The 23,366-nt window shown below is 39.6% G+C and carries 23 protein-coding genes; 2 read left to right on the top strand and 21 right to left on the bottom strand.

Going from position 1 to position 23,366, the window contains the following annotated elements:
* Nucleotides 1-42 precede the first annotated feature (42 nt).
* The 9 genes from AC4GZ8_RS17535 to AC4GZ8_RS17495 all read right to left on the bottom strand — a co-directional run bounded on the left by AC4GZ8_RS17535 (nucleotide 43) and on the right by AC4GZ8_RS17495 (nucleotide 12,192).
* Entirely contained in the window at nucleotides 43-1,380 is a 1,338-nt protein-coding gene (locus AC4GZ8_RS17535; protein WP_491083187.1) for a YjiH family protein, read from the bottom strand.
* Nucleotides 1,381-1,420: 40 nt separating this feature from the next.
* On the bottom strand, nucleotides 1,421-2,392 hold the full coding sequence (locus AC4GZ8_RS17530; protein WP_491083186.1) for an agmatinase family protein: 972 nt from the start codon (nucleotides 2,390-2,392) through the stop codon (nucleotides 1,421-1,423).
* Nucleotides 2,393-2,396: 4 nt separating this feature from the next.
* Nucleotides 2,397-3,653 carry an imidazolonepropionase gene (hutI, locus tag AC4GZ8_RS17525; RefSeq protein WP_491083185.1) on the bottom strand — a complete coding sequence of 419 codons (1,257 nt, stop codon included), beginning with the start codon at nucleotides 3,651-3,653 and terminating at the stop codon, nucleotides 2,397-2,399.
* A complete protein-coding gene (gene hutU / locus AC4GZ8_RS17520) occupies nucleotides 3,650-5,329 on the bottom strand; it encodes a urocanate hydratase (protein WP_491083184.1) in 1,680 nt (559 codons plus the stop codon). The genes hutI and hutU overlap by 4 nt, the downstream gene beginning before the upstream one ends.
* 859 nt (nucleotides 5,330-6,188) lie before the next feature.
* Complete coding sequence (locus AC4GZ8_RS17515; protein WP_491083183.1) at nucleotides 6,189-7,499, bottom strand: Na+/H+ antiporter family protein; 1,311 nt, start codon at nucleotides 7,497-7,499, stop codon at nucleotides 6,189-6,191.
* Nucleotides 7,500-7,660: 161 nt separating this feature from the next.
* Nucleotides 7,661-9,178 (bottom strand): histidine ammonia-lyase, encoded by a 1,518-nt coding sequence (gene hutH, locus AC4GZ8_RS17510; RefSeq protein ID WP_491083182.1) that lies wholly within the window; start codon nucleotides 9,176-9,178, stop codon nucleotides 7,661-7,663.
* A 129-nt stretch (nucleotides 9,179-9,307) separates the two neighbouring features.
* Entirely contained in the window at nucleotides 9,308-9,751 is a 444-nt protein-coding gene (gene hutP, locus AC4GZ8_RS17505) for a histidine utilization transcription antiterminator HutP (protein WP_491083181.1), read from the bottom strand.
* A gap of 226 nt (nucleotides 9,752-9,977) precedes the next feature.
* Nucleotides 9,978-11,447 (bottom strand): helix-turn-helix transcriptional regulator, encoded by a 1,470-nt coding sequence (locus AC4GZ8_RS17500; protein ID WP_491083180.1) that lies wholly within the window; start codon nucleotides 11,445-11,447, stop codon nucleotides 9,978-9,980.
* A gap of 328 nt (nucleotides 11,448-11,775) precedes the next feature.
* On the bottom strand, nucleotides 11,776-12,192 hold the full coding sequence (locus AC4GZ8_RS17495) for a hypothetical protein (protein ID WP_491083179.1): 417 nt from the start codon (nucleotides 12,190-12,192) through the stop codon (nucleotides 11,776-11,778).
* 295 nt (nucleotides 12,193-12,487) lie between these two features.
* Here AC4GZ8_RS17495 and AC4GZ8_RS17490 point away from each other — a divergent pair, with 295 nt between their 5' ends.
* Both AC4GZ8_RS17490 and AC4GZ8_RS17485 read left to right on the top strand, forming a co-directional pair.
* Nucleotides 12,488-12,898, top strand: coding sequence for a helix-turn-helix domain-containing protein (locus AC4GZ8_RS17490; protein WP_491083178.1), 411 nt, complete (start codon nucleotides 12,488-12,490; stop codon nucleotides 12,896-12,898).
* Nucleotides 12,899-13,055: 157 nt separating this feature from the next.
* Nucleotides 13,056-13,487, top strand: a complete 432-nt coding sequence (locus AC4GZ8_RS17485) for a YwpF family protein (protein ID WP_491083177.1) — start codon at nucleotides 13,056-13,058, stop codon at nucleotides 13,485-13,487.
* Between the two features lie 103 nt (nucleotides 13,488-13,590).
* Here the strand turns inward: AC4GZ8_RS17485 and AC4GZ8_RS17480 are convergent, their stop codons facing one another.
* The 12 genes from AC4GZ8_RS17480 to AC4GZ8_RS17425 all read right to left on the bottom strand — a co-directional run bounded on the left by AC4GZ8_RS17480 (nucleotide 13,591) and on the right by AC4GZ8_RS17425 (nucleotide 23,042).
* Nucleotides 13,591-13,899 (bottom strand): hypothetical protein, encoded by a 309-nt coding sequence (locus AC4GZ8_RS17480; protein WP_491083176.1) that lies wholly within the window; start codon nucleotides 13,897-13,899, stop codon nucleotides 13,591-13,593.
* 809 nt (nucleotides 13,900-14,708) lie between these two features.
* Nucleotides 14,709-15,146, bottom strand: a complete 438-nt coding sequence (fabZ, locus tag AC4GZ8_RS17475) for a 3-hydroxyacyl-ACP dehydratase FabZ (protein WP_491083175.1) — start codon at nucleotides 15,144-15,146, stop codon at nucleotides 14,709-14,711.
* 96 nt (nucleotides 15,147-15,242) lie between these two features.
* Nucleotides 15,243-15,527, bottom strand: coding sequence for a DNA-directed RNA polymerase subunit beta (locus tag AC4GZ8_RS17470; RefSeq protein WP_491083174.1), 285 nt, complete (start codon nucleotides 15,525-15,527; stop codon nucleotides 15,243-15,245).
* 12 nt (nucleotides 15,528-15,539) lie between these two features.
* Complete coding sequence (locus AC4GZ8_RS17465; RefSeq protein WP_491083173.1) at nucleotides 15,540-16,379, bottom strand: flagellar hook-basal body protein; 840 nt, start codon at nucleotides 16,377-16,379, stop codon at nucleotides 15,540-15,542.
* 339 nt (nucleotides 16,380-16,718) lie between these two features.
* Nucleotides 16,719-17,555: a flagellar hook-basal body protein gene (locus tag AC4GZ8_RS17460; RefSeq protein WP_491083172.1), complete on the bottom strand. Its 837-nt coding sequence runs from the start codon at nucleotides 17,553-17,555 to the stop codon at nucleotides 16,719-16,721.
* A 396-nt stretch (nucleotides 17,556-17,951) separates the two neighbouring features.
* Entirely contained in the window at nucleotides 17,952-18,953 is a 1,002-nt protein-coding gene (locus tag AC4GZ8_RS17455) for a rod shape-determining protein (protein WP_491083171.1), read from the bottom strand.
* A gap of 275 nt (nucleotides 18,954-19,228) precedes the next feature.
* On the bottom strand, nucleotides 19,229-19,504 hold the full coding sequence (gene spoIIID, locus AC4GZ8_RS17450) for a sporulation transcriptional regulator SpoIIID (protein ID WP_491083170.1): 276 nt from the start codon (nucleotides 19,502-19,504) through the stop codon (nucleotides 19,229-19,231).
* Between the two features lie 557 nt (nucleotides 19,505-20,061).
* The gene (locus tag AC4GZ8_RS17445) at nucleotides 20,062-20,622 is read right to left on the bottom strand and encodes a hypothetical protein (RefSeq protein WP_491083169.1); all 561 of its coding nucleotides are present in this window, start codon (nucleotides 20,620-20,622) and stop codon (nucleotides 20,062-20,064) included.
* Nucleotides 20,623-20,640: 18 nt separating this feature from the next.
* On the bottom strand, nucleotides 20,641-20,979 hold the full coding sequence (locus tag AC4GZ8_RS17440; protein WP_491083168.1) for a hypothetical protein: 339 nt from the start codon (nucleotides 20,977-20,979) through the stop codon (nucleotides 20,641-20,643).
* Complete coding sequence (locus tag AC4GZ8_RS17435; protein ID WP_491083167.1) at nucleotides 20,976-21,287, bottom strand: DUF4176 domain-containing protein; 312 nt, start codon at nucleotides 21,285-21,287, stop codon at nucleotides 20,976-20,978. The genes AC4GZ8_RS17440 and AC4GZ8_RS17435 overlap by 4 nt, the downstream gene beginning before the upstream one ends.
* A gap of 40 nt (nucleotides 21,288-21,327) precedes the next feature.
* Nucleotides 21,328-22,749: a T7SS effector LXG polymorphic toxin gene (locus AC4GZ8_RS17430; RefSeq protein ID WP_491083166.1), complete on the bottom strand. Its 1,422-nt coding sequence runs from the start codon at nucleotides 22,747-22,749 to the stop codon at nucleotides 21,328-21,330.
* A complete protein-coding gene (locus AC4GZ8_RS17425) occupies nucleotides 22,746-23,042 on the bottom strand; it encodes a DUF5344 family protein (RefSeq protein WP_491083165.1) in 297 nt (98 codons plus the stop codon). The genes AC4GZ8_RS17430 and AC4GZ8_RS17425 overlap by 4 nt, the downstream gene beginning before the upstream one ends.
* Between the last annotated feature and the right edge of the window lie 324 nt (nucleotides 23,043-23,366).

The raw sequence follows: 23,366 nt of genomic DNA, 5'->3' as shown, positions 1-23,366 counted from the left end.
ATGAGAAGCTATCTGCTTAAGTAGCTTCCAGCCTTGTTTTTACTAAAGTAATAAATACGTAAGCGGTGTTACGATAACAAGTGTAAGAATAACACGCTCAATCCAAATAATGATCAGCTTTGAAATCGAAATTGGGATTTCAGTTGATACAATACATGGTACAAGCGCAGAGAAGAAGATAATCGCTGATACAGAAACAACCGCTATGACAAATTTTACGACGACAACAGATTCTGTCACCAATAGAGCAGGCAAAAACATTTCCGCAATACTAAGAGCACTTGCTTTGGCAACAAGCATCGGTTCCGGCAATTGAAGTAGAGCTGTAAACGGATAAAAAATATAGCCGATCCAATCAAATACCGGTGTATATTCTGCTAATACTAAACCAAGTAATCCTATCGATAAAATCGATGGGAGAATCGCCATAGCCATGAGAAAACCATCTTTTATATTTATCCAAATGTTTTCAAATAAACGCGGTGAATGAGATACCGTTACCTTCGCTTCTTCCCAGGCCTTAGCCAAAAGATTCCCGCTGATTTTCGCTTCCGGCTGGGGAGTTGCCCCTTCATAGTACTCATCTTTCATTTTAGATAATGGCCAAATACGGACTGTGATAGCGGTTACAAGAAACGTAACAATGAGTGTCAGCCAAAAATACATATTCCACATTTCCATCAAACCGAGTGTTTTGGCAACAATGACCATAAACGTCGCCGAAACCGTCGAGAAACCTGTGGCAATAATCGCTGCTTCTTTCGCACTGTATTTCCCTTCTTTGTATACTCGATTTGTAATGAGAAGACCGATCGAATAGCTTCCGACAAATGAGGCTACTGCATCAATCGCTGATCTGCCCGGGGTCTTCCAAATCGGACGCATGATGACCTGTGTTAACACACCAATAAATTCGAGTAAACCGTAGCCCACTAAAAGCGATAGGAAAACAGCTCCTATCGGAACGAGTAATCCAACAGGAATAACAAGTTTATCGAATAAAAATGGTCCCATACTAGGGGCAAATAACCAAGCAGGTCCAACATTGAACACCAGCATCGTTCCTACAAATAAACCAAGCACCTTAAAAAGCGAAAAGATAAGGTTTACCGTTGATTTTTTCCAAATTCCAGATACGAATGGGTATATTGCACCTGCTGCAATCACAAGCAACGCATAATACGGCAAAACTGGTGCGGTATGCAGCTGAATAAACGTGACAATATGATCAAGCATAATTGAATTTTTCCCACCGAGCGTTATTGGGACGAAAAAAATAAACGCACCGATAAAGCTATAAACAAAAAACTTCCACATTGGTGCAGACCCGAGTTTTTTCTGTAAAGCTGGTTGCTCTTGTATATCTTGTTTGATCTCCATCTCTAGTTCCACCCCTTCATTGCAGAATGATGCGAAAAGTCTATCTAGACTGTAAAATACGTCCCGTAATAAATTGCAGCCATGCATACACTCCAGTTTTAACCGTTTCAGCAACCGCCGTATCTTTGCTGGGATCTAGACAAACAAAATCAATATGCTGTACAGCAGGATGCTTGCCGATTTCAAGTAAACTATCAAACAATTCAATCGCGGTCATACCCCCTGGGGTGGAAGCCGGTACACCCGGTGCAACGGATATATCGAGCACATCCATATCAACTGTGACGTAAATCCGGTCAACTTTTGCTGACAATTGCTCAAGTGCTCCTTGAATCGTATGAATAAGACCCTGCTTGCGCGATTGCTTTAATGTCACCATTTTAATCTTGTGTTCTTTCGCATAGTCAATAAGCGGCTTTGCATTATAAAAGCCATGCAACCCAATATTGATGACATTCTCTCCTTTGACAATATTGCCATCAACTAATTGTCGGATAGGCGTTCCGTTTGCTGGTCCTAATTCTTTCGGATCCCTTACATCTAGATGTGTATCGAGCTGTAAGATTCCAATTGTTTCATCTACAAGGGCTTCTTTAATCCCGCGAACCGCACAGGCCGTTGTAGAATGGTCGCCGCCAATCATGCATGTTGGCGTCTGTGGATATTGCTGTATTAAATAGGCCGTTGCAGCCTGAATACGCTGATGTGATAAAAGAATATCTGTCGTATGCATGACGACATCTCCAGCATCTGCTACTTGGTAAGTTGTCAAATCAACATCTTCATCTAAGTTGTAAGTCGCAAATCCCTTCCACATCTTCCGAAATGCTTCCGGATATAAAGAAGCTCCAGATACACTAATTGAAGACCTTGAAATCGGTGAACCGTAAAGAATCAAATCAGGTGTTTTCATTTCGTTAAGCTGCTTAACCCAGTGATGAACATAAGTCGGTTCACTGTTCGGCGAATGATTCCAAGACCAATCTGGTGTTTGAAGCCAATGTTCACTCATCTTTTCATACCACCTTCACACCTTTTTTCCACACCGATTTCACATGGTTAACACCAAATAAATATTGCAATTCCTGATAATTTTTCACATTCCATAAAACGATATCCGCTTGTTTGCCGACTTCAAGAGATCCTACTTTTTCCTGGCGGTTGATCGCACATGCGGCATTGTATGTTGCCGCTGTTAAGGCTTCTGCTGGTGTAAGACGCATAGAGATACACGCTAAATTCATCACAAGCGGCATGGAAGTCGTTGGCGAAGACCCTGGATTGCAGTCGGTTGAAATCGCCACAGCCACACCCTCATCGATCATTTTCCTACCTGCAGCAGCTTCTTCACGCAAATACAGAGCTGTTGCGGGAAGCAAACAAGCGATTGTTCCGGATTTCGCCATTTCTTTGATGCCTGCTTCTGAAGCTTTCAATAAGTGCTCAGCTGAAATGGAACCTATTTTTGCAGCTAATTCTGCTCCGCCATAAGATTCGATTTCATCCGCATGGATTTTCGGAATCAATCCATAGCGTTTACCCGCTTCTAATATTCGTTCTGATTGTTCTGGTGTAAAAACGCCTTTTTCACAAAAAACATCATTAAATTCTGCCAGCTTTTCTTCCGCTACTACTGGTAACATGTCATTAATCAAATGATCAACAAACTCATCTTCACGTCCCTTATATTCCGGCGGTACTGCATGGGCACCCATAAATGTGGGAACAAGATCGATCATATGTTGTTCCTGTAGCTTTTTCATCACACGCAATTGTTTTAGCTCTGTTTCCAGGTTCATTCCGTAACCGCTTTTTCCTTCCACAGTTGTTACACCATGCGTAAAAAATGAATCGAGACGACGTGTTGTTTGTTCAATTAACTCTGCTTCTGTTGCTTCTCTTGTCATGCGGGTGGTTGCATGAATCCCGCCACCCGCATTCATAATATCCATATATGTTGCACCTTCAAGGCGCATTTCAAATTCACGTTCACGGCTTCCCCCGTACACAACATGTGTATGAGGATCCACTAATCCAGGCGTGATGAGATGGTTTGCTGCATCAACAACTTCTGCTTCATGAAGCCTTTCTGCATAGCGTTTTTCAAGCTCCTTCGTTGTACCAACCGCTTGGATCACACCTTGTTCAATCCACAAGCTGCCATCATCAATTAAACCGAGCTCAGACATGGCTTCTTTAGAGCGCGGACCTTTTACGTCTGAAGCTAAGGTCGCCAGCTGAGCAGCATGTTTAATCCAGATAGGTTTTGTCATGCTTGATCAGCCCCCTTATCAAGCATTGGCATATTGATTCCTTTTTCACGTGCTGTTTTCTTAGCAAGCTCATACCCTGCATCAGCATGACGGACGACACCCATACCTGGATCAGTCGTTAACACTCGCTCAATACGTGCTTCCGCTTCCTTCGTACCATCTGCCACAATGACCACACCTGCATGCAATGAGTAGCCCATTCCTACTCCACCGCCATGATGCACGGATACCCAAGTTGCACCGCCAACTGCGTTTACCATCGCATTTAATATTGGCCAGTCTGCCACAGCATCTGATCCGTCTTTCATTGCTTCTGTTTCACGATTTGGAGAAGCAACAGAGCCTGAATCTAAGTGATCACGTCCGATTACAACTGGTGCTTTTAGTTCGCCGCTTGCCACCATGTCATTAATGATTTTTCCGAAACGAGCACGTTCACCATATCCTAACCAGCAAATTCGGGACGGCAGGCCTTGGAACTGAATTTTTTCTTGTGCCATACGAATCCAGTTACATAAATGTTCATTATCACTGAATTCACGTAAAATCGCTTGATCTGTTTTATAAATATCTTCAGGATCCCCTGACAGCGCTACCCAACGGAAAGGTCCTTTTCCTTCACAAAATTGCGGACGGATATAGGCTGGAACGAATCCAGGGAAGTCAAATGCGTTTTCTACACCTTCGTCTTTTGCAACTTGGCGAATGTTATTACCATAATCAAATGTAATAGCTCCTTTTTCCCTCATCTCAAGCATTGCTGAAACATGCTTTGCCATTGAAGCTTTTGAGAGCTTCACATACTCTTCTGGATTGGAACTTCTTAAACATGCTGCTTCTTCAAGTGACATCCCTGAAGGTACATATCCGTTTAGAGGATCGTGAGCAGAAGTTTGATCTGTTAATGCGTCAGGGATAAAGTTTCTTCTAATCATTTCAGGAAGAAGATCTGATGCATTTCCTAATAAACCGATTGATAATGCTTTCCCTGCTTTTTTCGCTTCTTCTGCCAATTGAATGGCTTCATCTAGTGTATGCGCTTTCGCATCCGTGTAACGAGTCTCAATTCTTCGGTCGATTCTCGTCTCATCAACCTCAATCGCAATACATACACCACCATTCATTGTTACGGCAAGCGGCTGTGCACCACCCATTCCGCCAAGTCCTGCCGTTACAGTAATTGTGCCTCTTAGTGTGCTATTGAAATGCTGTTTGGCTAACTCGGCAAAGGTTTCATACGTCCCTTGGACAATACCTTGTGAACCGATATAAATCCAACTGCCTGCTGTCATTTGCCCGTACATCATTAATCCTTTTTTATCGAGTTCATGGAATGTTTCCCAATTTGCAAATGCTGGAACAAGATTGGAATTTGCAATAAGAACACGCGGTGCATCAGTATGTGTTTTAAAAATAACCACTGGTTTGCCTGATTGTACGAGTAACGTCTCATCATTTTCTAACTCTTTAAGTGATGCAACAATGGCATCAAAAGATTCCCAGTTACGAGCTGCTTTTCCAATTCCTCCATATACGACAAGATCTTCAGGTCTCTCTGCAACATCTGGATCTAAATTATTCATCAGCATACGAAGCACTGCCTCTTGCTGCCAGCCTTTTGTATTTAATTGTGTCCCTCTAAAGCGGGTAATTTTGTTGTTTGTTGTCGTTTTCATTCATTTCCCCTCCTAGTTATGATACTTTCATTCTATTACGGAATTTTGAGAATTTTATTATAATTTAGTGATTATTTTATAATTTATTTCAATGTATTTTGTTTTTCTTTACTTTTTATAAATTATTTCAACTATTATTCCTATATAAATGACAACAATAGGCTCTTTTCAAAAACATTGTTCCCTTTGTAATAAGTAGAGGGGAAGGTTGATTTCCACTCCAGGATGCTCGCTTTCCGTGGGGTGGGCGGTGAGCCTCCTCGGCGCAAGCGCCTGTGGGGTCTCACCTGTCCCGCTACTCCCACAGGAGTCTCGCACCTTCCGTTCCAATCAACCTAATCAGTTTATGCCCAATAATATTATTAAAAAACAACAATCTTTTTAGAAAAGAGCCTATAAATAAACGAATGAAGGCAAAACGAAAAGGCCTGAGCCCGGTTCAATACCGAGTTCAGGCCTTACAAGTTGCTTAATTAACTAAGCTTAAGCTGTCTAATTTTATTGGTCACTTCATTTCCTCAAAACTTTTGGCTGCTTATCTTTCTTCAAAATTAATACATAATCAGAAATAATAGTGTGTTCATCTTTATTATTTCATAGGACCTATAACTAAAAAACTTATTACAAAAGGCTGTTTTCTCAATGATTGTTGCTTTTGCATATTATTTTAACTCTATAGTGGAATGGAGCGGAAGACACTCGACTCCTGCGGGAAGTGAGGAAAGGCTGAGACCCCACAGGCGAAGCCGAGGAGGCTCAGCTTCCTCCCCGCGGAAAGCGGGTGTCTGCAGCACAATGGAACGAACTTATTTTAACGTTAAACACTGTATTAGCAACAAAAAAACCTTTCATAAAATACTTATAAAACAATCGCCGCAAGTACACCGAAGATAATTAACGGAATATTATAATGCAAAAAGGTTGGCACACATGTATCCCAAATATGATGGTGTTTTCCATCTGCGTTTAACCCTGCCGTCGGACCAAGCGTGCTGTCTGATGCCGGTGATCCCGCATCCCCAAGCGCACCTGCAGTACCGATTAATGCAGCAGTCGCCAATGGAGAAAAACCAACTGCTGCACAAATTGGAACGAACAAAGCAGCAATAATCGGGATCGTGCCAAATGATGAGCCAATTCCCATTGTAATTAACAGACCAACGATAAGCATCAGAACCGCAATAATCAGTTTATTATCACCCAAGATTCCAGTTGCAGATTGGACAAGCTCCTCAACAGCACCAGTCTCTTTCAAAATCGTTGCATACCCTGAGGCGATTAACATTACAAAAGCAATCATGCCCATCATAGCAACCCCTTCATTGACAACCTTTTCCCCCTCTTTAAATGGAACGACCGTGAACAAAAACATGAGAATAACTCCCGTAAGCGCTCCCAAAACAAGTGAATCTGTTACAAGTTGTACGATGAGTGCACAGATAATCGCCATGATCGTTAGGAAGTGATGGAATGTGAATGACAATTCCGCCTCATTTGTTGCCGCTGCCTCATTGATCACCCCTTGATCACTTATAGGCAGTTCACGGTCCTTCCGATACGTAATAAAAATGGCAATCAACAGCCCAACAATCATACCAAGGCCAGGTATTAACATTGCGAAAGTAACGGAAGAAACAGCAATTTCCATTCCGCTCGCTTTCATTTCATCGGCAATGATCCCGTGGAAGATTAACCCGAAACCTGCTGGAATCATAAGATACGGCGCCTTCAACCCAAACGTTAATGCCGTAGCGACGCCTCTGCGGTCAATCTTCATTTTGTCAAACAAATGGAGCAAAGGAGGAATTAAGATAGGAATAAACGCGATATGTATCGGAACAGCATTTTGAGACAAACAAGCGACTCCAGCAATCGTCAATAACAAAATTGAGCGCTTCCCTTTTAAAATGCTTACGAGCCTTTTGACAAGAAATCCAGTAATTCCCGAATAGCTAATCATCACAGCAAATATTCCAAGCATAATATAACTTAATGCCGTATTTGCTTGGCCACCCATTCCGCCAATGAGTATATTCGCCGCTTCGGGCAATGACAACCCTTCCATCAATCCGGCAACACCGGCTGCAAGTAAAATCGCTAACATCACATTAACGCGGAGAAGGCTCAATACCGACATGACGATCACAGAAACCACTACTGCATTTAACATCGAATCACCCTTTCGAAATCCCTTAGTTTCTTCCTCAACTTTCAGTTAATGACTAAGGAACAGTACCTCCGTAACCAACAAATCCACCGAATGGTACTGATTCCTAGATCACTAGTTCTTTTATTTTTTGCAATGGTTATCATTGTGAAAAAACCTTTAGTTTATGAATGGTTTTTTTGCCCCTCTTTTTCAAAGAGAAAAGCTCCCTCTTTTAACCAATTATTCATTGCTTCAATATCTTTGGAGAAGACTCGATCAGCGTTAATAAAAGGCACGATTTTTCTACCATTCTCTAAAAATTCACTTGTTGCAGCAGCCATTTTCTCTTTCCCGCGAATTTCGGCAGCCTGCATACTGCAAATAGCCTCAATCGCTAAGACACGACGTGTATTTGTTATCACTTGATATGCATGTCTTGACCCAATCGTCCCCATGCTGACATGATCTTCTTGGTTTGCTGATGAAGGGATGGAATCAACACTTGCTGGATGTGCCAATGTTTTGTTTTCAGATACTAGTGATGCTGCGACATACTGCATGATCATTGCACCCGACTGTAAACCTGGTTCAGGACTTAAAAACGGCGGCAAGTCATTTAATTGCGGGTTTACTAAACGCTCAATTCGACGTTCTGAGATATTTGCTAGTTCCGCTACTGCTATCGCTAAGAAATCCATCGCAAATGCAATCGGCTGTCCGTGAAAGTTACCGCCTGATAAAACTTTTTCACCATTATCGAAAATTAATGGGTTATCAGTTGCTGCGTTCATTTCAATTTCCAATTTTTCTTTCACATAGTTCAATGTCTGCCAAGTCGCTCCATGTACTTGGGGAATACAACGGATCGAGTAAGCATCTTGGACACGAATTTCGCCTTGCTTCGTTGTTAATTGGCTATCAGATAGGTGGGAACGAATTCGTTTTGCGACTTCGACTTGCTCTCTATAACCACGGGCAAGGTGAATATCCTCGTCAAATGCATCAATGATTCCACGTAATCCTTCAATCGAAACCGATGAGATTAGCTCTGATTGATAAGCTAACTTCTCTGCTTCCAAATATGCAACAACACCCATTGCTGTCATGGCCTGTGTTCCGTTAATAAGGGCCAGCCCTTCTTTTGCTGTTAATGTAATCGGAAAGATGGCTTCTTTCGTTAACGCGTGAATCGCAGATGTTTTCTCCCCTTTATAAAAGACTTCTCCTTCGCCGATCAACACGAGAGCCAAGTGTGATAGTGGCGCTAAATCACCACTTGCACCAAGTGACCCTTGCTGAGGAATCACCGGATGAATCTCTGAATTTAATAAATCCAGCAATCTTTCAATCACAACAGGACGTACACCTGAAAAACCTTTCAGTAAAGCATTTGCTCTGAGAAGGATCATCGCTCGTGATACAACTTCCGGAAAAGGCTCTCCAATCCCGCAAGCATGGGAACGAATTAAGTTCAGTTGCAGTGCTTCCACGTCATCTTTTCCAATAAATACATCACTAAATTTCCCAAACCCTGTTGTGATCCCATAAACAATTCGCTCTTCAGCAACGATTTTTTCAACCGCTTTTCGACTTTCTTGAACTTTTCTCATGCTCTCTTCCGAATAAACAACTTTTTCTTTATCAAATAGAACTTTTTGCACCTCTGCAAAAGTAAGTGTTTGACCATTTAATGTAACCATCTTTTCTTCTCCTCTCAAATCCTTTAGTTTAGTAAAGACAAAATAGAAAAGGGGACTATATCAATGAAATCACTCAAAAAATGATTTCACGATATAGCCCCCTATTAACTAAAATATACTATGGGCATATTATATGTGATTAATTCCTAAGCCAATCGTTTCATGCTCAGATCCCTTAACAGGCGCACCAATTGTGCCATATAAGGCAACGGCAATCCACTCTCCCTCTTGCTCATGATCATACGGGTTTCCCCGTAAAACCGCAAAAGATAAGCCAACCGTTCTCAGAACAGATCCTAATTGCACTTGGCCTCTTGTTACACCATGCATTGCTTCAATAATCGCATGATATAATGCATGAGATTCACGATAAACGTCCGACTGGATAATCCCGTTTTTCTTTGCTGCTGTTTCAATTGCTGCAACTACTTTATGCGCGTCCATCGAACCAACTTTTCCAATGCATCCTTTCCAATTCGACCGCTCGAGTTTTGCCAGCTGTTCAGTTGAATCTTCAGAAAGCAAAAGAAGGATGGCGTGTCGGCCAATACGACGATCTTTACTCAATGCCATGAAAACAACTCTTTCTCTTTTTCTAAGTATCTTAAAAACTCTAATGTCTAATAACTAGTTTCATTGTAAGCGCTTTACAAAGGAGTGTCAACCGTAAGTGTCTAGGATCCTCCTCATTTCCTATATTATTTTATGATATAAAATCACCATTTGTGCTAGCCATTAAGAAAAATCTGTTTTACAAGTTTTTGCCTCTCTTCGCATGCAGTCCTCCACTACAATCTTTTCATATCCCTGACCGATAAGCTAATGGTGTGCGTCCTACCAGCTGTTTAAATTTAGCATTAAAATACGTTTGATGAGAATATCCAGTTAATCGTGAAATTTCTTCAAGCGGTAAATCCGTTTCCTGCAAGAGACGTTTAGCTTCCCTGATACGTACTTGATGCAGTGTATCTCGAAAGGATTGCCCTGATTCTACAGAAAAGCGACGGCTTAGAGTGCTTTTATTGATGCGGATCACATCAGCACAGGCAGCTAAATTCCACTGGGCATCCCAATAGTTTGATTCAATCATTGCCTTAACCTTTTCCACAAGCTTCCCGGAGCCTTCCTGTAAATTGTCGCGGCCTGGGACTAGCAATTGGGAAATAAACGTAAGCAACTCTGAGACGATCTGGTAGATCACAGGCTTTCGGATAATTTGCTGAAAGACATTGTGGTATGCATGTTCCCATTCCGCTTCTTGTGTTTTGTATGCTTTCATATAGCGGCGGATTTGAGCGAGAACACTAGTAAGTCGAATTCGAACCATGTCCGGACTCGGGTATGGTTTTTTATAGGTGAAAAATTCATGCTCTACCCACTCGCGAATCGCTTTTGTATCCTTTTTCTCAAGCATTTCGATCCATTGTCGTTGCTCAATCGGTGTAAGGAAGGGATCCATATCCCGCCAACCTGACCGTTCATCTTCAGCCAAAATAATGTCATATCCCTCAAAAAATACTTGTTCAGTTAATTGCTTAGTTTGTTGGTAGATGTCTTTTAAAGGGCCTTTTTCCGAGTAAGTATTAATGACAAGTGCAAGCGGCTCCTCCATCTGTTCTTTCCAATGCGCAAGAAACGCTCGATACTCCTCCTTTAAATGGGCTGTTTCCTGTGTTTCATGTATACCTAATATGAATTCGGATAATGCAAAAAATCGATACTTTCCCGTAAAGGGATAGCCTTGCAATATGTCATAGACAAGGGGGAGCGTATGCGCATGTGGAGTAACAAAAGCCGACATGATTACCGGTTTGGAATGAATTTGTTCGGTCAAGAAAAAATCAGGGTAATCGATATCAACCATTTCCCGGTTTTCCTTCGTGCTATTGGGAGCTTGTTGCTGCTCATTCCTAATCTGAAAGCGTAACTGCTGAATTTGTTTAATGAGGTCTGTAGGAGAAAACGGCCTAAACAATATTTCCTCAGCATGTAAACGAAGTCCGCGATAGGCAACTTGAAAAACTCTTTCCGATGAAATTCCAAGCCAGCGGATTTTATTATTCTGCAAGGCAGCTTTTAGCATCTCATCGTCCCGCTCCCACTTATCCATATCCAATATGATAAGGTCTGGCATATTATGATTTAATGCATTCGCTAATCCTCTTATATCATCCCACGTCGTTAATTGAACACCTGTTAAATGTGATTGGATGATCCAGCGAATCCCCTGTGCTTCAAGTGCATCTTTTGCCACCATATGAATCTTCATTTCTGCAACTCCTGTTAAGAAATTTATCATAACTCATTTCTATGATGAACAATTTAACAACTTAATCTTACAACATTTTCAAGTACTGAAACAGAGGATGTCTTTGATGAAAGGAACTTGTCCCGTTCTGAGGCCCAAGAAAAGAAAAAAACATATCAATTAGAAAATTAATTAAAAACATGAAAAAAAGGTATTGGATATTAATCACAATACCTTTTTGCTTAGTGTCCATGTTAGCCAAAACAAGTTCAGAATCTAGTTCTTCCTATTCGTAAGGTTTTTCCTTAAAGTAGAATTTCTATTTAAAACAAGATGTTTGTACAAATTTTTAAAACAATTGATCAGATAATCGTTGTAGGGAATTGACAAGGTATGAAAAATGATTTTCTCCTGTGAAGCTTATACTTTGAAGAATATGTTGAAAGGCATGTGATTGAATAATTTTATCATCAAGAGGTGTGTCTATAAATATTTGTTCGTCCTCCTTCCATGTAAAGTATTGAATGGATAGATTCCGTTGTTTTAGCTGAAAAATGATTCTTAGTATACTTTTTTGGTCGATAGCCTCATACCGAATATCGACTGTCGCATCCGTAGGTACTCGAAAATGATGATAGTTATTTGTTCCTACCTTTTGGTCACCTACCCTTAATATGACGAGATCTCGCAGAGCATTCTCTTTTACTTGTAGTGGACTATTTGCATTTTGTTGTAGATAGATTGATTTCAGCTTATACTCGTTCATCTTATACCCTCATTTCTCTTGTTTTTATCCGCAAGCCCATTGTAAGTATATTCCATTTTTGATCATTTCTAAATTTTAGTTATAATGAAATATCGTGAAAAATGACGAAATACGGGGAAAATTTATCGTTTGTCTCCATCTTTCATCATATTTTTCCGGTATGCTTAATATAGGTCTAAATATCTATTTTTGTACGTAATACGAACATTTTCTATATTGTTTAAGATTAGAACATCCCCTATTCCTTTTCTCCTTTACGATAACAGTAATCTTGGAGAAGGGAATTGTTAGTTCTATGCGAGAGTTAGAAAAATTCCAAATGAATCTAAAATTTTATCGAGAGCAAAATGGATGGTCACAGGAACAATTAGCGGAGAAAATCAATGTTTCAAGACCTGTTATTACACGGCTTGAAACAGGTGAACAGGCTCCAGATCTGTCCTATCTATTGTCATTAAGTGATGCTTTCCAGGTAAGCATTGATCATTTAATTGGGCGGGATCAACAAACAAATGACTATTTGTACGAGGTTTATGGGAAGTATCAAGCTGACGGCTCTGTCTCTCAAGTTGTAGACTATTTAATTAAAAATCCAAAAATGATCCACAGCTTATATCAGCTCCTGCAAGTAAAAACAAAGCACCGTAAGCTTATTGAAGATACGATTATTCGAGTAATTGAAAATTCATCAAGGATTTCTGAATAATCCTTATTACGCGATTCTAGGTTCTTATGACCATGTGGTATACTTAGATTAGAAAAACTTGGCTTACCGCCAAGTCTAATGGCGAAAGCCTTAGTCTTTCTTATACTAATCTTTAAACTTTTTGATAGTATAAAATAAGCTAGCGGGGATGATCTTGATGAAAACGTTCAAGCTTGTCGGCTTAAAAATTGATGAACAAGCCGCTGAAGCAAAAAACATTCCTTTACTTGATGGTCTTGTGATTAACAAAGAGGATGGCGAAAACTCGTGGTTAATAGAGGCATTGATCTCAAAAGAGCATTTATCTTTTTTTAAAGAACATAAAGAAGCCAATCAAGATTTACGAGTGCTTGTCACCATCTCAAAACCGAGTAATGCTCCAGCACAAATTTCTGCAATTGTTAAGACGATTACAGAATTAGATGAATCGATCTCTATTCTTTTCGAGGGACGTTTATTAACGTCAAGACCTCTCCATCAGCCTGAAGTGTTACTGCAAACTTTATTAGAACAAGGGTTGACTGGTGATGACTTAATGGAAGCTTTTAAGGAAAATATTCAGCATCGGAAAGAAACAACAAAGCTGTAAAGCTGCACGTTTGTGCGGCTTTTTTTGTACGATCAGAAAGTATAAGTTTTTATCATATGAAAAAGGCTAACCCATAATAAGTTTTGAGTTAGCCTTAACGAATTTATTTATTTTCTTCTTTCTTAGCTTCTTCTTCATCAGCATTTTGGGCTTCGTTACCGTTTTGGTCTTCGTTAACATTTCCTTCTTCTAACATGTCTTCGCCTTCGTTAGCGCCTTCTTCAAGCATATCCTCGCCTTCATCGACGCCCTCTTCTATTACATCTCCGCCTTCTTCAAGACCTTCTTCTACTGGACCATTTTCAGTTGTATCCTCTGGAGGTGCTGGATCTTCGTCATCAGCTGCACAACCTGTTACAAGCATTGCAGCAAGAAGAGAACCTGATAATGTTAGTAACCATTTTTTACGCATAATTATTGCTCCTTTCTTTTGACCTTCTTTATTTTTCAAACCGGTCTTTGATTATGTTTCCCGACTATGTGATTTTCATTCTTATTTATTCAATTTTTACCCGTTCAAATTTATTATTTAGACAAGTTTTTTTAAATAAAACCTTATTGCTGAAAAAAGAGATGAAAGATCTTGGGGGGAATTTTGTATTTGTGAGTTATGATGGAGTTTTATGGGTGAAAGTATTAGGGGAGGGTTTTTATCTGATTTGACCTTGATAAGGGCGATGATGACATTTTTGGCTGCTATCGTACCTTGATTTGGTCTTCATAAGATCAATGAAGACTTTTTGGCTGCTATCGCACTTTGATTTGGTCTTCATAAGGGCGATGAAGACTTTTTTGGCTGCTATCGTACCTTATTTTGGTCTTCATTAGATCGATGAGGACATTTTTGGATGCTATCGCACTTTGATTTCGTCTTCATAAAGGCGATGAAAACATTTTTGACTGGTACCGTACTTTGATTTCGTCTTCATAAGATCAATGAGGACATTTTTAGCTGCTATCGTACCTTGATTTGGTCTTCATAAGATCAATGAAGACTTTTTTGGCTACTATCGCACTTTGATTTGGTCTTCATAAGATCGATGAGGACATTTTTGGATGCTATCGCACTTTGATTTCGTCTTCATAAAGGCGTGAAGACCCTTTTTTCTGTTTCTGTCCCTTGATTCTGTCCCAGGAAGAAACTCCCCTATATTCTAACCTTAGTTTGTTTTTAGCATTAAAAAAAGTCCCTCATTAAAATCATGAAGGACTTAAAGAAGATTATGCTTCTTTTTTCTCACCTAGGGCAAACATAATCTCTGTTTCACATGCTACTTCTCCGTCAACTGTGGCTACAGCTTTTCCTTTTCCAAGTGAGCCTCTTAGGCGGATGATTTCAACTTCCAGGCGCAATTGGTCACCAGGTTTTACTTGTCTTTTGAAGCGACAGTTATCAATACCTGCGAAGAATGCTAATCTTCCGCGGTTTTCTTCCTTTTTCAAGATGGCAACTGCACCAACTTGAGCTAGGGCCTCGACAATTAGAACACCTGGCATAACAGGGTAGTCAGGGAAGTGACCATTAAAAAATTCTTCATTTGCCGAAACATTTTTTATTCCAATTGCTCTTGTTCCCTCTTCTACTTCTAAAATGCGGTCAACTAATAAAAATGGATAACGATGTGGAATGATTTCTTTGATTTCATTAATATCTAACATATGTATGGGTCTCCTTTTATCTTTATTTTCATGCTATTTATTATGTACGACAAAAGGAAGGTTTTCACCTTCCTTTAGCAAAGTATATATGGAACATTACTCTTTTTCAACTAGGTCTATAATATGCTGCCAAGTAGATTTATCAAGGGCATCTTCTGGATTTCCATTGCCGATAACACCGTAACCGACGACAAGTCCAACGATTAAGCTGAGCGCCATCAATAAGAGGACTAGTATGACTCGTAACCAAATTGGGATCAGGCGAATACGTATTTTTAATTTTTCAGGTTGCTTTTTATCTTCTTGTTTTTTCTTCGCCTGTTTCATTGTTTTTTTGACTTCTTCTCGACTTGCCGCTTTCGTTGTTTCTTTTGCTACCAATAGACTAAACTCCTATCTTACGCCGTTAATTAATCCCAGCATTTGGTCGCCAAGTGTAATGGATTTTGCGTTCATCTGATATGAACGCTGTGAGATCATTAAATCGGTCATTTCCTTTGTTAAATCAACATTGGACATTTCCAGTGCTCCTTGCTGCAACGAGACATTTCCGCGATCTGCACCATCTAAGTAGGTTAATACTTCATCGATTTGCACTTCACCTAGATCTTTTAATCCGTAAAGGTTATTTCCTAATTGATTGAGCATTTGTGGACGATCAACTCGAACAACACCAAGCTCGAACACTTGTGGTTGTTCATTTTCATTTCTTGGTACTGCTGTTATCGTTCCATCCTTTGAAATCAAAAGCTCTTTAAATGTATCATTCAAACGGATCGGATTTTGATTTTCATCTAGGACAAGATTACCTGCTGCAGTTGAAAGGAAGAGCTGATTACTTCCATCTGTTGCCGGAGATAAGTATAAAGCACCGTCTCGTGTATAATTAATTTGCCCATTTACATCAATTTGTAAAAACTGTTCTGGTGAGGTAAAGGCTATATCAAGTGATCTGCCTGTTTGTTTAATGCTTCCTTGTGTAAAAACAACACTTTTATTTAGTCTTGCACCAGTTCCTTGTCTAATCCCAAGCTCAGCACCAAAACGTTCTTCTTCTCTTTCTTCAAGCACATTCGGTTGATTAATGAATTGCTGACGAACTAATTCAGAAAAAGAGGTTTCGGTTCTTTTATAGCTTTGGGTATCTATATTTGCCAAATTATGGCCAATTTGATCAAGCTGTTTTTGGAGCTGGCCCATCGTATTCGTCGCCGTAATCATTGAGCGTAACATCTGTTATTTCCCCCTATTATAAGAAAAGCGCAAGGCGCTAAGCATTCGGCGACAAGCATAAGGCGAATAGGAATAGAAGGTGCTTTTTACCTTCAATTCCTATTTGACTTATGACCTCGAGCCGATGGCGCCTGAAGCTAGACACTAAAACTAAGTACAAACTTTTATACTTTCTTACCTTTTTAGAAAAGCCAAGAGCCTTGAACAGCCTCGGGCAAATAAGACGATATGGAATAGAGGGCGTTCTTTGCCTTTAATCCCAAATTGTCTAGACCCTAGAAGGGCTAGGCGCTGGAGCTGGACACCAAAACTAAGTACTAGAGTTTATGTTTTTTGTTCTTATGATAAGCGGCCAATTTCGTTTGCGGCCTTTTCCATACTTTTATCATACGCTTGCAAAACCTTTTGATTTGCTTCAAATGAACGATATGCTGTCATCATATCCGTATATGTACGCCCGATATCAACGGTTGAGTTTTCTAAGTATTTTTGTTTTAGATTGTATCGAATATCCTCATTGTTTATCGCTGTAGGAAGTGCTAGATTGTCTGAAGTTCTGTAAATCCCATTTCCTTCTTTTACAAGATTACGAACGTCTTCAGCAAAGCGTACGTCAATTTGGGCGACAACCTGACCGTTAACCAAAACATCTCCAGCTTCTGTTACATTAAACTCACCAGATTGAATAGAAATCGGTTGCCCAGCTGTTGACAACACTGGATTGCCATCAGATAGCAATATGCCATTATTGTCTAAACTAAAATTTCCGTTTCGAGTATACCGTTCTTCTCCAGCTTGATTTAAAACAGCGAAGAATAGTGAACCTTTTGCATTTGTTTCAGGGTGTAAAGGGACATTTTCTTCTATTAATGCAATATCTGTTACTACCCCTGTTTCCTTTAGCTCGCCCTGCATATCTCTGCTTCTCATTTCTTGTAAATAAACTCCTGTATTTAGGGAGCCGATGGTTTGAATACCCGTTACATTCGTCCTATTTACAGTTGGAAGTGTTTTAGTTTCCATTCGCTGCAAGAGCATTTCTGGAAAGGCGCGGATTGTAGACTGATCTGCTTTATAACCGGCAGTATTGGCATTTGCTATATTATTTGATAACATTTCAGTCCGCCGCTGCTGTGTTAGCATTCCTGCAGTTGCTGTATATAACCCTCTTAGCATTTAGTAAACCCACCTTAATCGTGTTTTTCCGATCAAATGAACTCTTTCTACAGAATTCCCTATCATTCATTATATAGGAGAACGATTGTTTTCTCATTATTTTTTTCATATTTTCCATGTAAGTTTTTAGGAGAAGTCATTTTTTCATTTAGGACACTACTCCTATTTCTTTTTTTCTAGGTTGTCTATATACTTAAGGAAAATCGTTTTGATGCTGGTTTTTTATTTTCGATTATTAGGCACTTATTTTCGATTCTGGAATTATAATTACGATTCTTTAGAATTTATTAACGATTATTCAGATTTATTTTCGATTAGAAAAATTTCGACACGTCTACTTACACAATGTCTATGATAAAAAAAAGAACCTGCTCAAAGTCAGGTTCACGTCAAATCTTAACCAAATTTTTTGCGTGGAAGTTTATCCATGTTGTCCAGCATAATTCCTGTTCCAATTGCAACACAGTCCATTGGTGCTTCAGCCACTAATACTGGTACTTTTAGTTCTTCAGCTAAAAGTTGATCTAATCCGTTAAGTAAAGCTCCACCGCCCGTTAAGATTACTCCGCGGTCAATGATATCTGCTGAAAGCTCTGGAGGAGTACGTTCTAGAACACTCTTAGCAGCTTGTACAATGGCAGCAACAGGTTCACGAAGTGCTGTTTCCACCTCTGTTGAATTAACAGTAATCGTACGAGGTAAGCCTGTTACCATGTCACGGCCGCGAATATTAATTTCTTCATAACGCGCTCCTGGGAATACTGTTGCAACATTAATTTTAATATCTTCGGCTGTTCGTTCACCAATTAAGAGCTTGTACTCTCTTTTAATGTAGTTCAAGATCTCATTATCAAACTTGTCCCCAGCCATTTTAATAGAAGAGGCGGTGACAATATCGCCCATTGATAACACAGCGACATCTGTAGTTCCACCGCCAATATCAACAACCATGTTTCCATAAGGTTGGAAGATGTCCATACCAGCACCAATCGCTGCTACCTTTGGTTCTTCCTCAAGAAATACGTTTTTTCCACCGCTTTTTTCAGCAGCTTCTTTAATGGCCTTTTGCTCAACAGATGTTATATTTGTTGGGCAGCAAATAAGCATGCGCGGCTTTGAAAGTAATCCTTTTACATTTAACTTGTTAATAAAGTGCTTTAGCATTGCCTCTGTTACTTCAAAATCAGCAATAACACCGTCTTTTAATGGGCGAATGGCAACAATATTCCCAGGAGTACGTCCTACCATACGTCTTGCTTCTTCACCAACGGCAAGTACTTTGCCAGTATTTTTGTCCAGGGCTACAACGGAAGGCTCGTTTAACACAATTCCCTTCCCTTTCACATGAATAAGTACGTTAGCCGTACCAAGATCTATACCAATATCCCTCGCAAACATTCTATCTATATCCTCCTTGCAAATCTTCATTCCCGGAATTACTAACCTAATTAAATATTCTATCATAAAATCGCAAAAATAGTATGATTTTGTAAAATTATTTAAGGAAAGTATGTAGGAAAATGTCGATTCACCTAGATCTAGATAGAATTTCTTTTCATACAATTGACAGCGCAGAGTATGAATCAACGCAGCCGCCACTTTTAAGTATGAAATATAATGGCAACTACGCATCACGCTTCGCCCTTACAGGCTCGCCAATCGACGAGTTTTCATTATTTAACTGGCTCTTCCTCAAAAATCTCGTCCTTCTTGTACTTAAGCTTTGTTGCTTCTCCACCTCGTAAATGTCTTATTGATTTATGGTAATCAAGTATTTCCTTTACTTCATTCGCAAGATCAGGATTAATTTCGGGTAACCTTTCCGTTAAATCTTTATGGACGGTACTTTTGGAAACACCAAACTCCTTCGCAATGACGCGAACCGTTTTCTTTGTCTCCACGATATACTTCCCAATCTTGATTGTGCGTTCTTTGATGTAATCGTGCACACCACTCGACCTCCCTAATATGGATGTGAGAAGTGTGAAATGAGACTCGCATACCAAGACACTTTGGCTGAATTTCTCTTAGATGATCGTATGTTGCCTCTTTTACAGCGATTAAAAATTACACTCACGATCCCTCACCTCAAACACTCTCTTTGATAGGTTTGTAACATTTTATTAGCTTGGTTTAAGATATATGCAAGAAAAGTCAAGAGGGACAAGGGTTTATTTAAATTTTTTTCATTTTCGTGAGATTTGAATAGGAAATTCATGGTTTTTTTAATATTTTGGCCTATACATTTCCTTCTCAATGTTCGTTTTATTTCCCGAGAAATTTGTCGATGAGTGGAGATGATTCAAAGACATACTCTTTCAGTATATTTTTGAATGGGGGTAATATGACTGTATATTGATATTTATGGTGAACAAAACCGCAACTCCTGTTGCAATGACTGCACTTGCATGTCCTGTACTTCGTTGCTGTATCGCCAAGCGCTATACACAGTTCAAAAATTTTATTTCTTAGACAACAAAAAAACAGCCCCTATAGGCTGCATAATTTACTTCGTTACCTGGTAATCAATTCCATATTCTTCCGCTAACTTTTCCATCTCTTCGTGGTATTCTGAGATCGCAGTTACATATTCACTGCCCTTTTTATTCGATTGCTCGATTAATTCCTTATCTGTCTTCTCTAATGCTTCTTTTTCAAGTAGGAGCGCGTCGTAATATACGCCTAACGCCTCTTCCATTTTGTTCTTTATTGGTTTTAGCTCTTCAACATTTACTTTAAGTGTTTTTGCTTTCTCAATCGCCTTTTCATACTCAGGAATGACCTCAGTTGTCAAAACAGTGTATAACTCTTCATCATTTTTGAAATTTTCTCCAGATACTGTAGCCAATGCTTCATTTGCTTTAGTTTCATAGCCGGCAATTTCGTTCATATCTTCATTAATAAAATCCACAATTTCTTTTTGTTTTTCTTCGTATGATTGTTCATTTTCTGTAGATGTACTTGCAGGCTTTGCTTCTTCGGTACCAGTTTGCTTTTCTGAAGAAGTGTCATTACTACAGCCGATAAGTACAAAAAAGATCGCGATGATTAAACTTAGTTTTTTCAACTGAACCTATCCTTTCTGCTATTTAATGATTGAAGGGTCATTTTTGATAAAAGCATCACGACGTTTCAGATACCTTTTTTCTTGCATGAATTTGATCAGGCTCATCATGATAAGACCTACTATGATGCCTGAAAGAGCAAACCAACCCGCAACAAAAAGGAGTCCGATATATACAAAAAAGGCGCCAAGAAACAAAGTGTATACTAAAACTAACATAATATTAAACACTTGCAGTTGGAAAATTCTCATCTTCTCTTCTTTAGAAGTTGTTTCTTCCTTCTTTAACTCCGAAAACAGTGTCAACTCTGACCGTACAATTTGATATGGTGCAATAAACCAGTTAATGATTGCCTTCATGATTCATTTCCTTGTTTTAAAGACTGTAACTTTTCCTTCATGAGCTTTTCACCTTCTGATTCAAACCCTTTGTAAATGACTTGCTTTATTTGTTCATGGTTAAAAAACACATTCGTTTCATCTGAAATATGTCCTTGCGGGTAAGGACATGCGACATAATCCCATACTTTTTCGCCCTGATCAGCTTGCTGCTGCATTCTTCCGTAGATCATCACTGATTGTGCAATTGATTCTACGAACACAACCGTACCAATCGGGAGTAAATCAGTTCCTTTATCGATCACGATGGAGTTGATTCCGTTTGTCATTGTCAAATCGCTCCTTTCAAAAATGTCTGAACAAAAGGCATTATTCTTTTTCAAAGCTAATTCCGAGTTTAATTCCAAGCAATAGTCGGAGATCAATCATTGTTTCTTTTCCTATTTTTGCTTCGCCTCCTGCACCTACTGCAGATGCTCCAACTGTACCTTTAATATTGTAATCGGTAAAAGGAATAGGTATAATGCCCGAAACCTCACCTTCTGCTACTGCCGCCTTAGCACCAATACCAATTGAGCTATTATCGACTCCAGCGTATGCATTAGCCTTTAGAATCTCACCTTTTGCTTGTAAACCTGTACGGCCAACATAATCTATTTCTTTATCAAGCTGTGTTTTGATTTCTGCTGCATAAGCTGTTCCTCCAGCTTTGACTAAAGGAAATATACTTTGTCCCCCTACACTTGCTTGTGCTTCAGCTGCTCCAACTTGCAGGTCAAAGCTGCTGTCGATCATATCTGTGTCATGCCTAACCCCGGTGTGAATACCGCTCAGCTTACTGCTTCCTCCGAGTTGACCATCTCCGTCGCCGAGTCCTGACCAATCATTTTCTACTTTACCTGCGCCAGCCTCGAAGGTAAAGTCTCCATGTTCAACTGTGTCTCCTACAAGGTAAGAGGACTTTGGCTCAACTTCTTTTTCAGACGTTTTATTTGCCGTCGGAGTGAAGTTCAATCCCAGCCATTGATAAGGGGTAGTTGAATATGACTGAAATGCATAAATCGATTGTGTTGATCGGTTTGCTGCAAGTGTACTATTTGTGAAAAAATGCATAGGTGTTGATCGAATGCTCCCCATTAACAATGCATGAGTTGGACTCATAAGCGCTTGCAGTGGACTAAAGGTTTCGAGACTGCGAGGATTCACTCCTGCTTTTGTATCCATTTCTTCTATGTAGGCCGTCAATACTTGTAAATCCACTGTTAATTCATCTAATGATGACGTACTCTCAGCATCAAAGTCTTCTAATTTGGTAACTGTTTTATTGATCGATTGCTTCGCTTGTTCAACCTGCTGATTCACTTCTGTATCATCCAAAAGCTTAACATGAACAATATCTAATACGTTTGAAATGAATTGGTTTGCATCCGCTGTCACATCATTCGTATAGTTTTGAACTTCTGTAAGCCTGTTGGTTAGTTCACCTTGAAGAAAATCATCATGGATAAATCCTGTATGATTCGGTTCATATGAACTCACTTGTTCCTTACAAGTTTGCAGTTTCAATTGATAGGAAACAAGAATTTGTTTAAGCTTGAATAAAAATGGTTGATGACAAGATTGATAGTAGCTTTTAATCGCATTGGGACCTTTTCCCGTAAACGAGCGATCTAAATTGACCAACTCGGCAATCGATTTTTCAATCGTTTCTAGTTCCTCTATTTTTTCATTTATCGCCTGAATCGTTTCATCAAGAGAAGCATGTAGATTAGACACATCTAATACTCTCATTTTTCTACCTCCGCAACACCTTGTAACGACATGGATGTTTTCAAGGATTGATCCGTTGCCTTCATCGCCTCAACAGAGGACCTGACCATGGATTCATTTTGAGCAAGAAGCTCTTTATAATTGGTCATGATCGTTTCTAGCAACATATTAACCTGTTCGATCTTTTTGGTCACATCCAGCTGATTATTTTTCACAACATCCTTTGGCAGTGAAGGCTCAAGAGATGTTGAAGCCATGGCCATCTCCTTTAATACACGCTCTATATCATGAAATTGAAATTTTATTTCTCCCATTATCATCTCTACTTTACTTTTTATTTTTACGCTCAGTTAGACTTGGTGATACGAATTAACTATAAATACTTAATTCTGTAAAATAAAACAACAGTCATTGAGAAAGGCTCTTATTTAAAAGATTGTTGTTTTTAATAAGTTCTTTTTAAAAAACTGATTATGTTGATTGGAGCGGAAGGTGCGAGACTCCTGTGGGAATAGCGTGACAGGTGAGACCCCACAGGCGCTGTGCGCCGAGGAGGCTCACCGCACGCCCCACGGAAAGTGAGCATCCTGGAGCTCCAATCAACCTTACCTAACACTTATTACAAAGCAACAAAGTTT

The organism is Metabacillus sp. RB-C-LZQ-3-1 (assembly GCF_058315175.1).
This window is presented reverse-complemented; position numbering and strand designations above follow the sequence as displayed.

What these genes read in the sequence shown, in the direction of transcription:
- AC4GZ8_RS17535 (WP_491083187.1), bottom strand. Translation starts at nt 1,380, where the DNA reads ATGGAGATCAAACAAGATATACAAGAGCAACCAGCTTTACAGAAAAAA.
- AC4GZ8_RS17530 (WP_491083186.1), bottom strand. Translation starts at nt 2,392, where the DNA reads ATGAGTGAACATTGGCTTCAAACACCAGATTGGTCTTGGAATCATTCG.
- hutI (WP_491083185.1), bottom strand. Translation starts at nt 3,653, where the DNA reads ATGACAAAACCTATCTGGATTAAACATGCTGCTCAGCTGGCGACCTTA.
- hutU (WP_491083184.1), bottom strand. Translation starts at nt 5,329, where the DNA reads ATGAAAACGACAACAAACAACAAAATTACCCGCTTTAGAGGGACACAA.
- AC4GZ8_RS17515 (WP_491083183.1), bottom strand. Translation starts at nt 7,499, where the DNA reads ATGTTAAATGCAGTAGTGGTTTCTGTGATCGTCATGTCGGTATTGAGC.
- hutH (WP_491083182.1), bottom strand. Translation starts at nt 9,178, where the DNA reads ATGGTTACATTAAATGGTCAAACACTTACTTTTGCAGAGGTGCAAAAA.
- hutP (WP_491083181.1), bottom strand. Translation starts at nt 9,751, where the DNA reads ATGGCATTGAGTAAAGATCGTCGTATTGGCCGACACGCCATCCTTCTT.
- AC4GZ8_RS17500 (WP_491083180.1), bottom strand. Translation starts at nt 11,447, where the DNA reads ATGAAGATTCATATGGTGGCAAAAGATGCACTTGAAGCACAGGGGATT.
- AC4GZ8_RS17495 (WP_491083179.1), bottom strand. Translation starts at nt 12,192, where the DNA reads ATGAACGAGTATAAGCTGAAATCAATCTATCTACAACAAAATGCAAAT.
- AC4GZ8_RS17490 (WP_491083178.1), top strand. Translation starts at nt 12,488, where the DNA reads ATGCGAGAGTTAGAAAAATTCCAAATGAATCTAAAATTTTATCGAGAG.
- AC4GZ8_RS17485 (WP_491083177.1), top strand. Translation starts at nt 13,056, where the DNA reads ATGAAAACGTTCAAGCTTGTCGGCTTAAAAATTGATGAACAAGCCGCT.
- AC4GZ8_RS17480 (WP_491083176.1), bottom strand. Translation starts at nt 13,899, where the DNA reads ATGCGTAAAAAATGGTTACTAACATTATCAGGTTCTCTTCTTGCTGCA.
- fabZ (WP_491083175.1), bottom strand. Translation starts at nt 15,146, where the DNA reads ATGTTAGATATTAATGAAATCAAAGAAATCATTCCACATCGTTATCCA.
- AC4GZ8_RS17465 (WP_491083173.1), bottom strand. Translation starts at nt 16,379, where the DNA reads ATGTTACGCTCAATGATTACGGCGACGAATACGATGGGCCAGCTCCAA.
- AC4GZ8_RS17460 (WP_491083172.1), bottom strand. Translation starts at nt 17,555, where the DNA reads ATGCTAAGAGGGTTATATACAGCAACTGCAGGAATGCTAACACAGCAG.
- AC4GZ8_RS17455 (WP_491083171.1), bottom strand. Translation starts at nt 18,953, where the DNA reads ATGTTTGCGAGGGATATTGGTATAGATCTTGGTACGGCTAACGTACTT.
- AC4GZ8_RS17440 (WP_491083168.1), bottom strand. Translation starts at nt 20,979, where the DNA reads ATGAAGGCAATCATTAACTGGTTTATTGCACCATATCAAATTGTACGG.
- AC4GZ8_RS17435 (WP_491083167.1), bottom strand. Translation starts at nt 21,287, where the DNA reads ATGACAAACGGAATCAACTCCATCGTGATCGATAAAGGAACTGATTTA.
- AC4GZ8_RS17430 (WP_491083166.1), bottom strand. Translation starts at nt 22,749, where the DNA reads ATGAGAGTATTAGATGTGTCTAATCTACATGCTTCTCTTGATGAAACG.
- AC4GZ8_RS17425 (WP_491083165.1), bottom strand. Translation starts at nt 23,042, where the DNA reads ATGGGAGAAATAAAATTTCAATTTCATGATATAGAGCGTGTATTAAAG.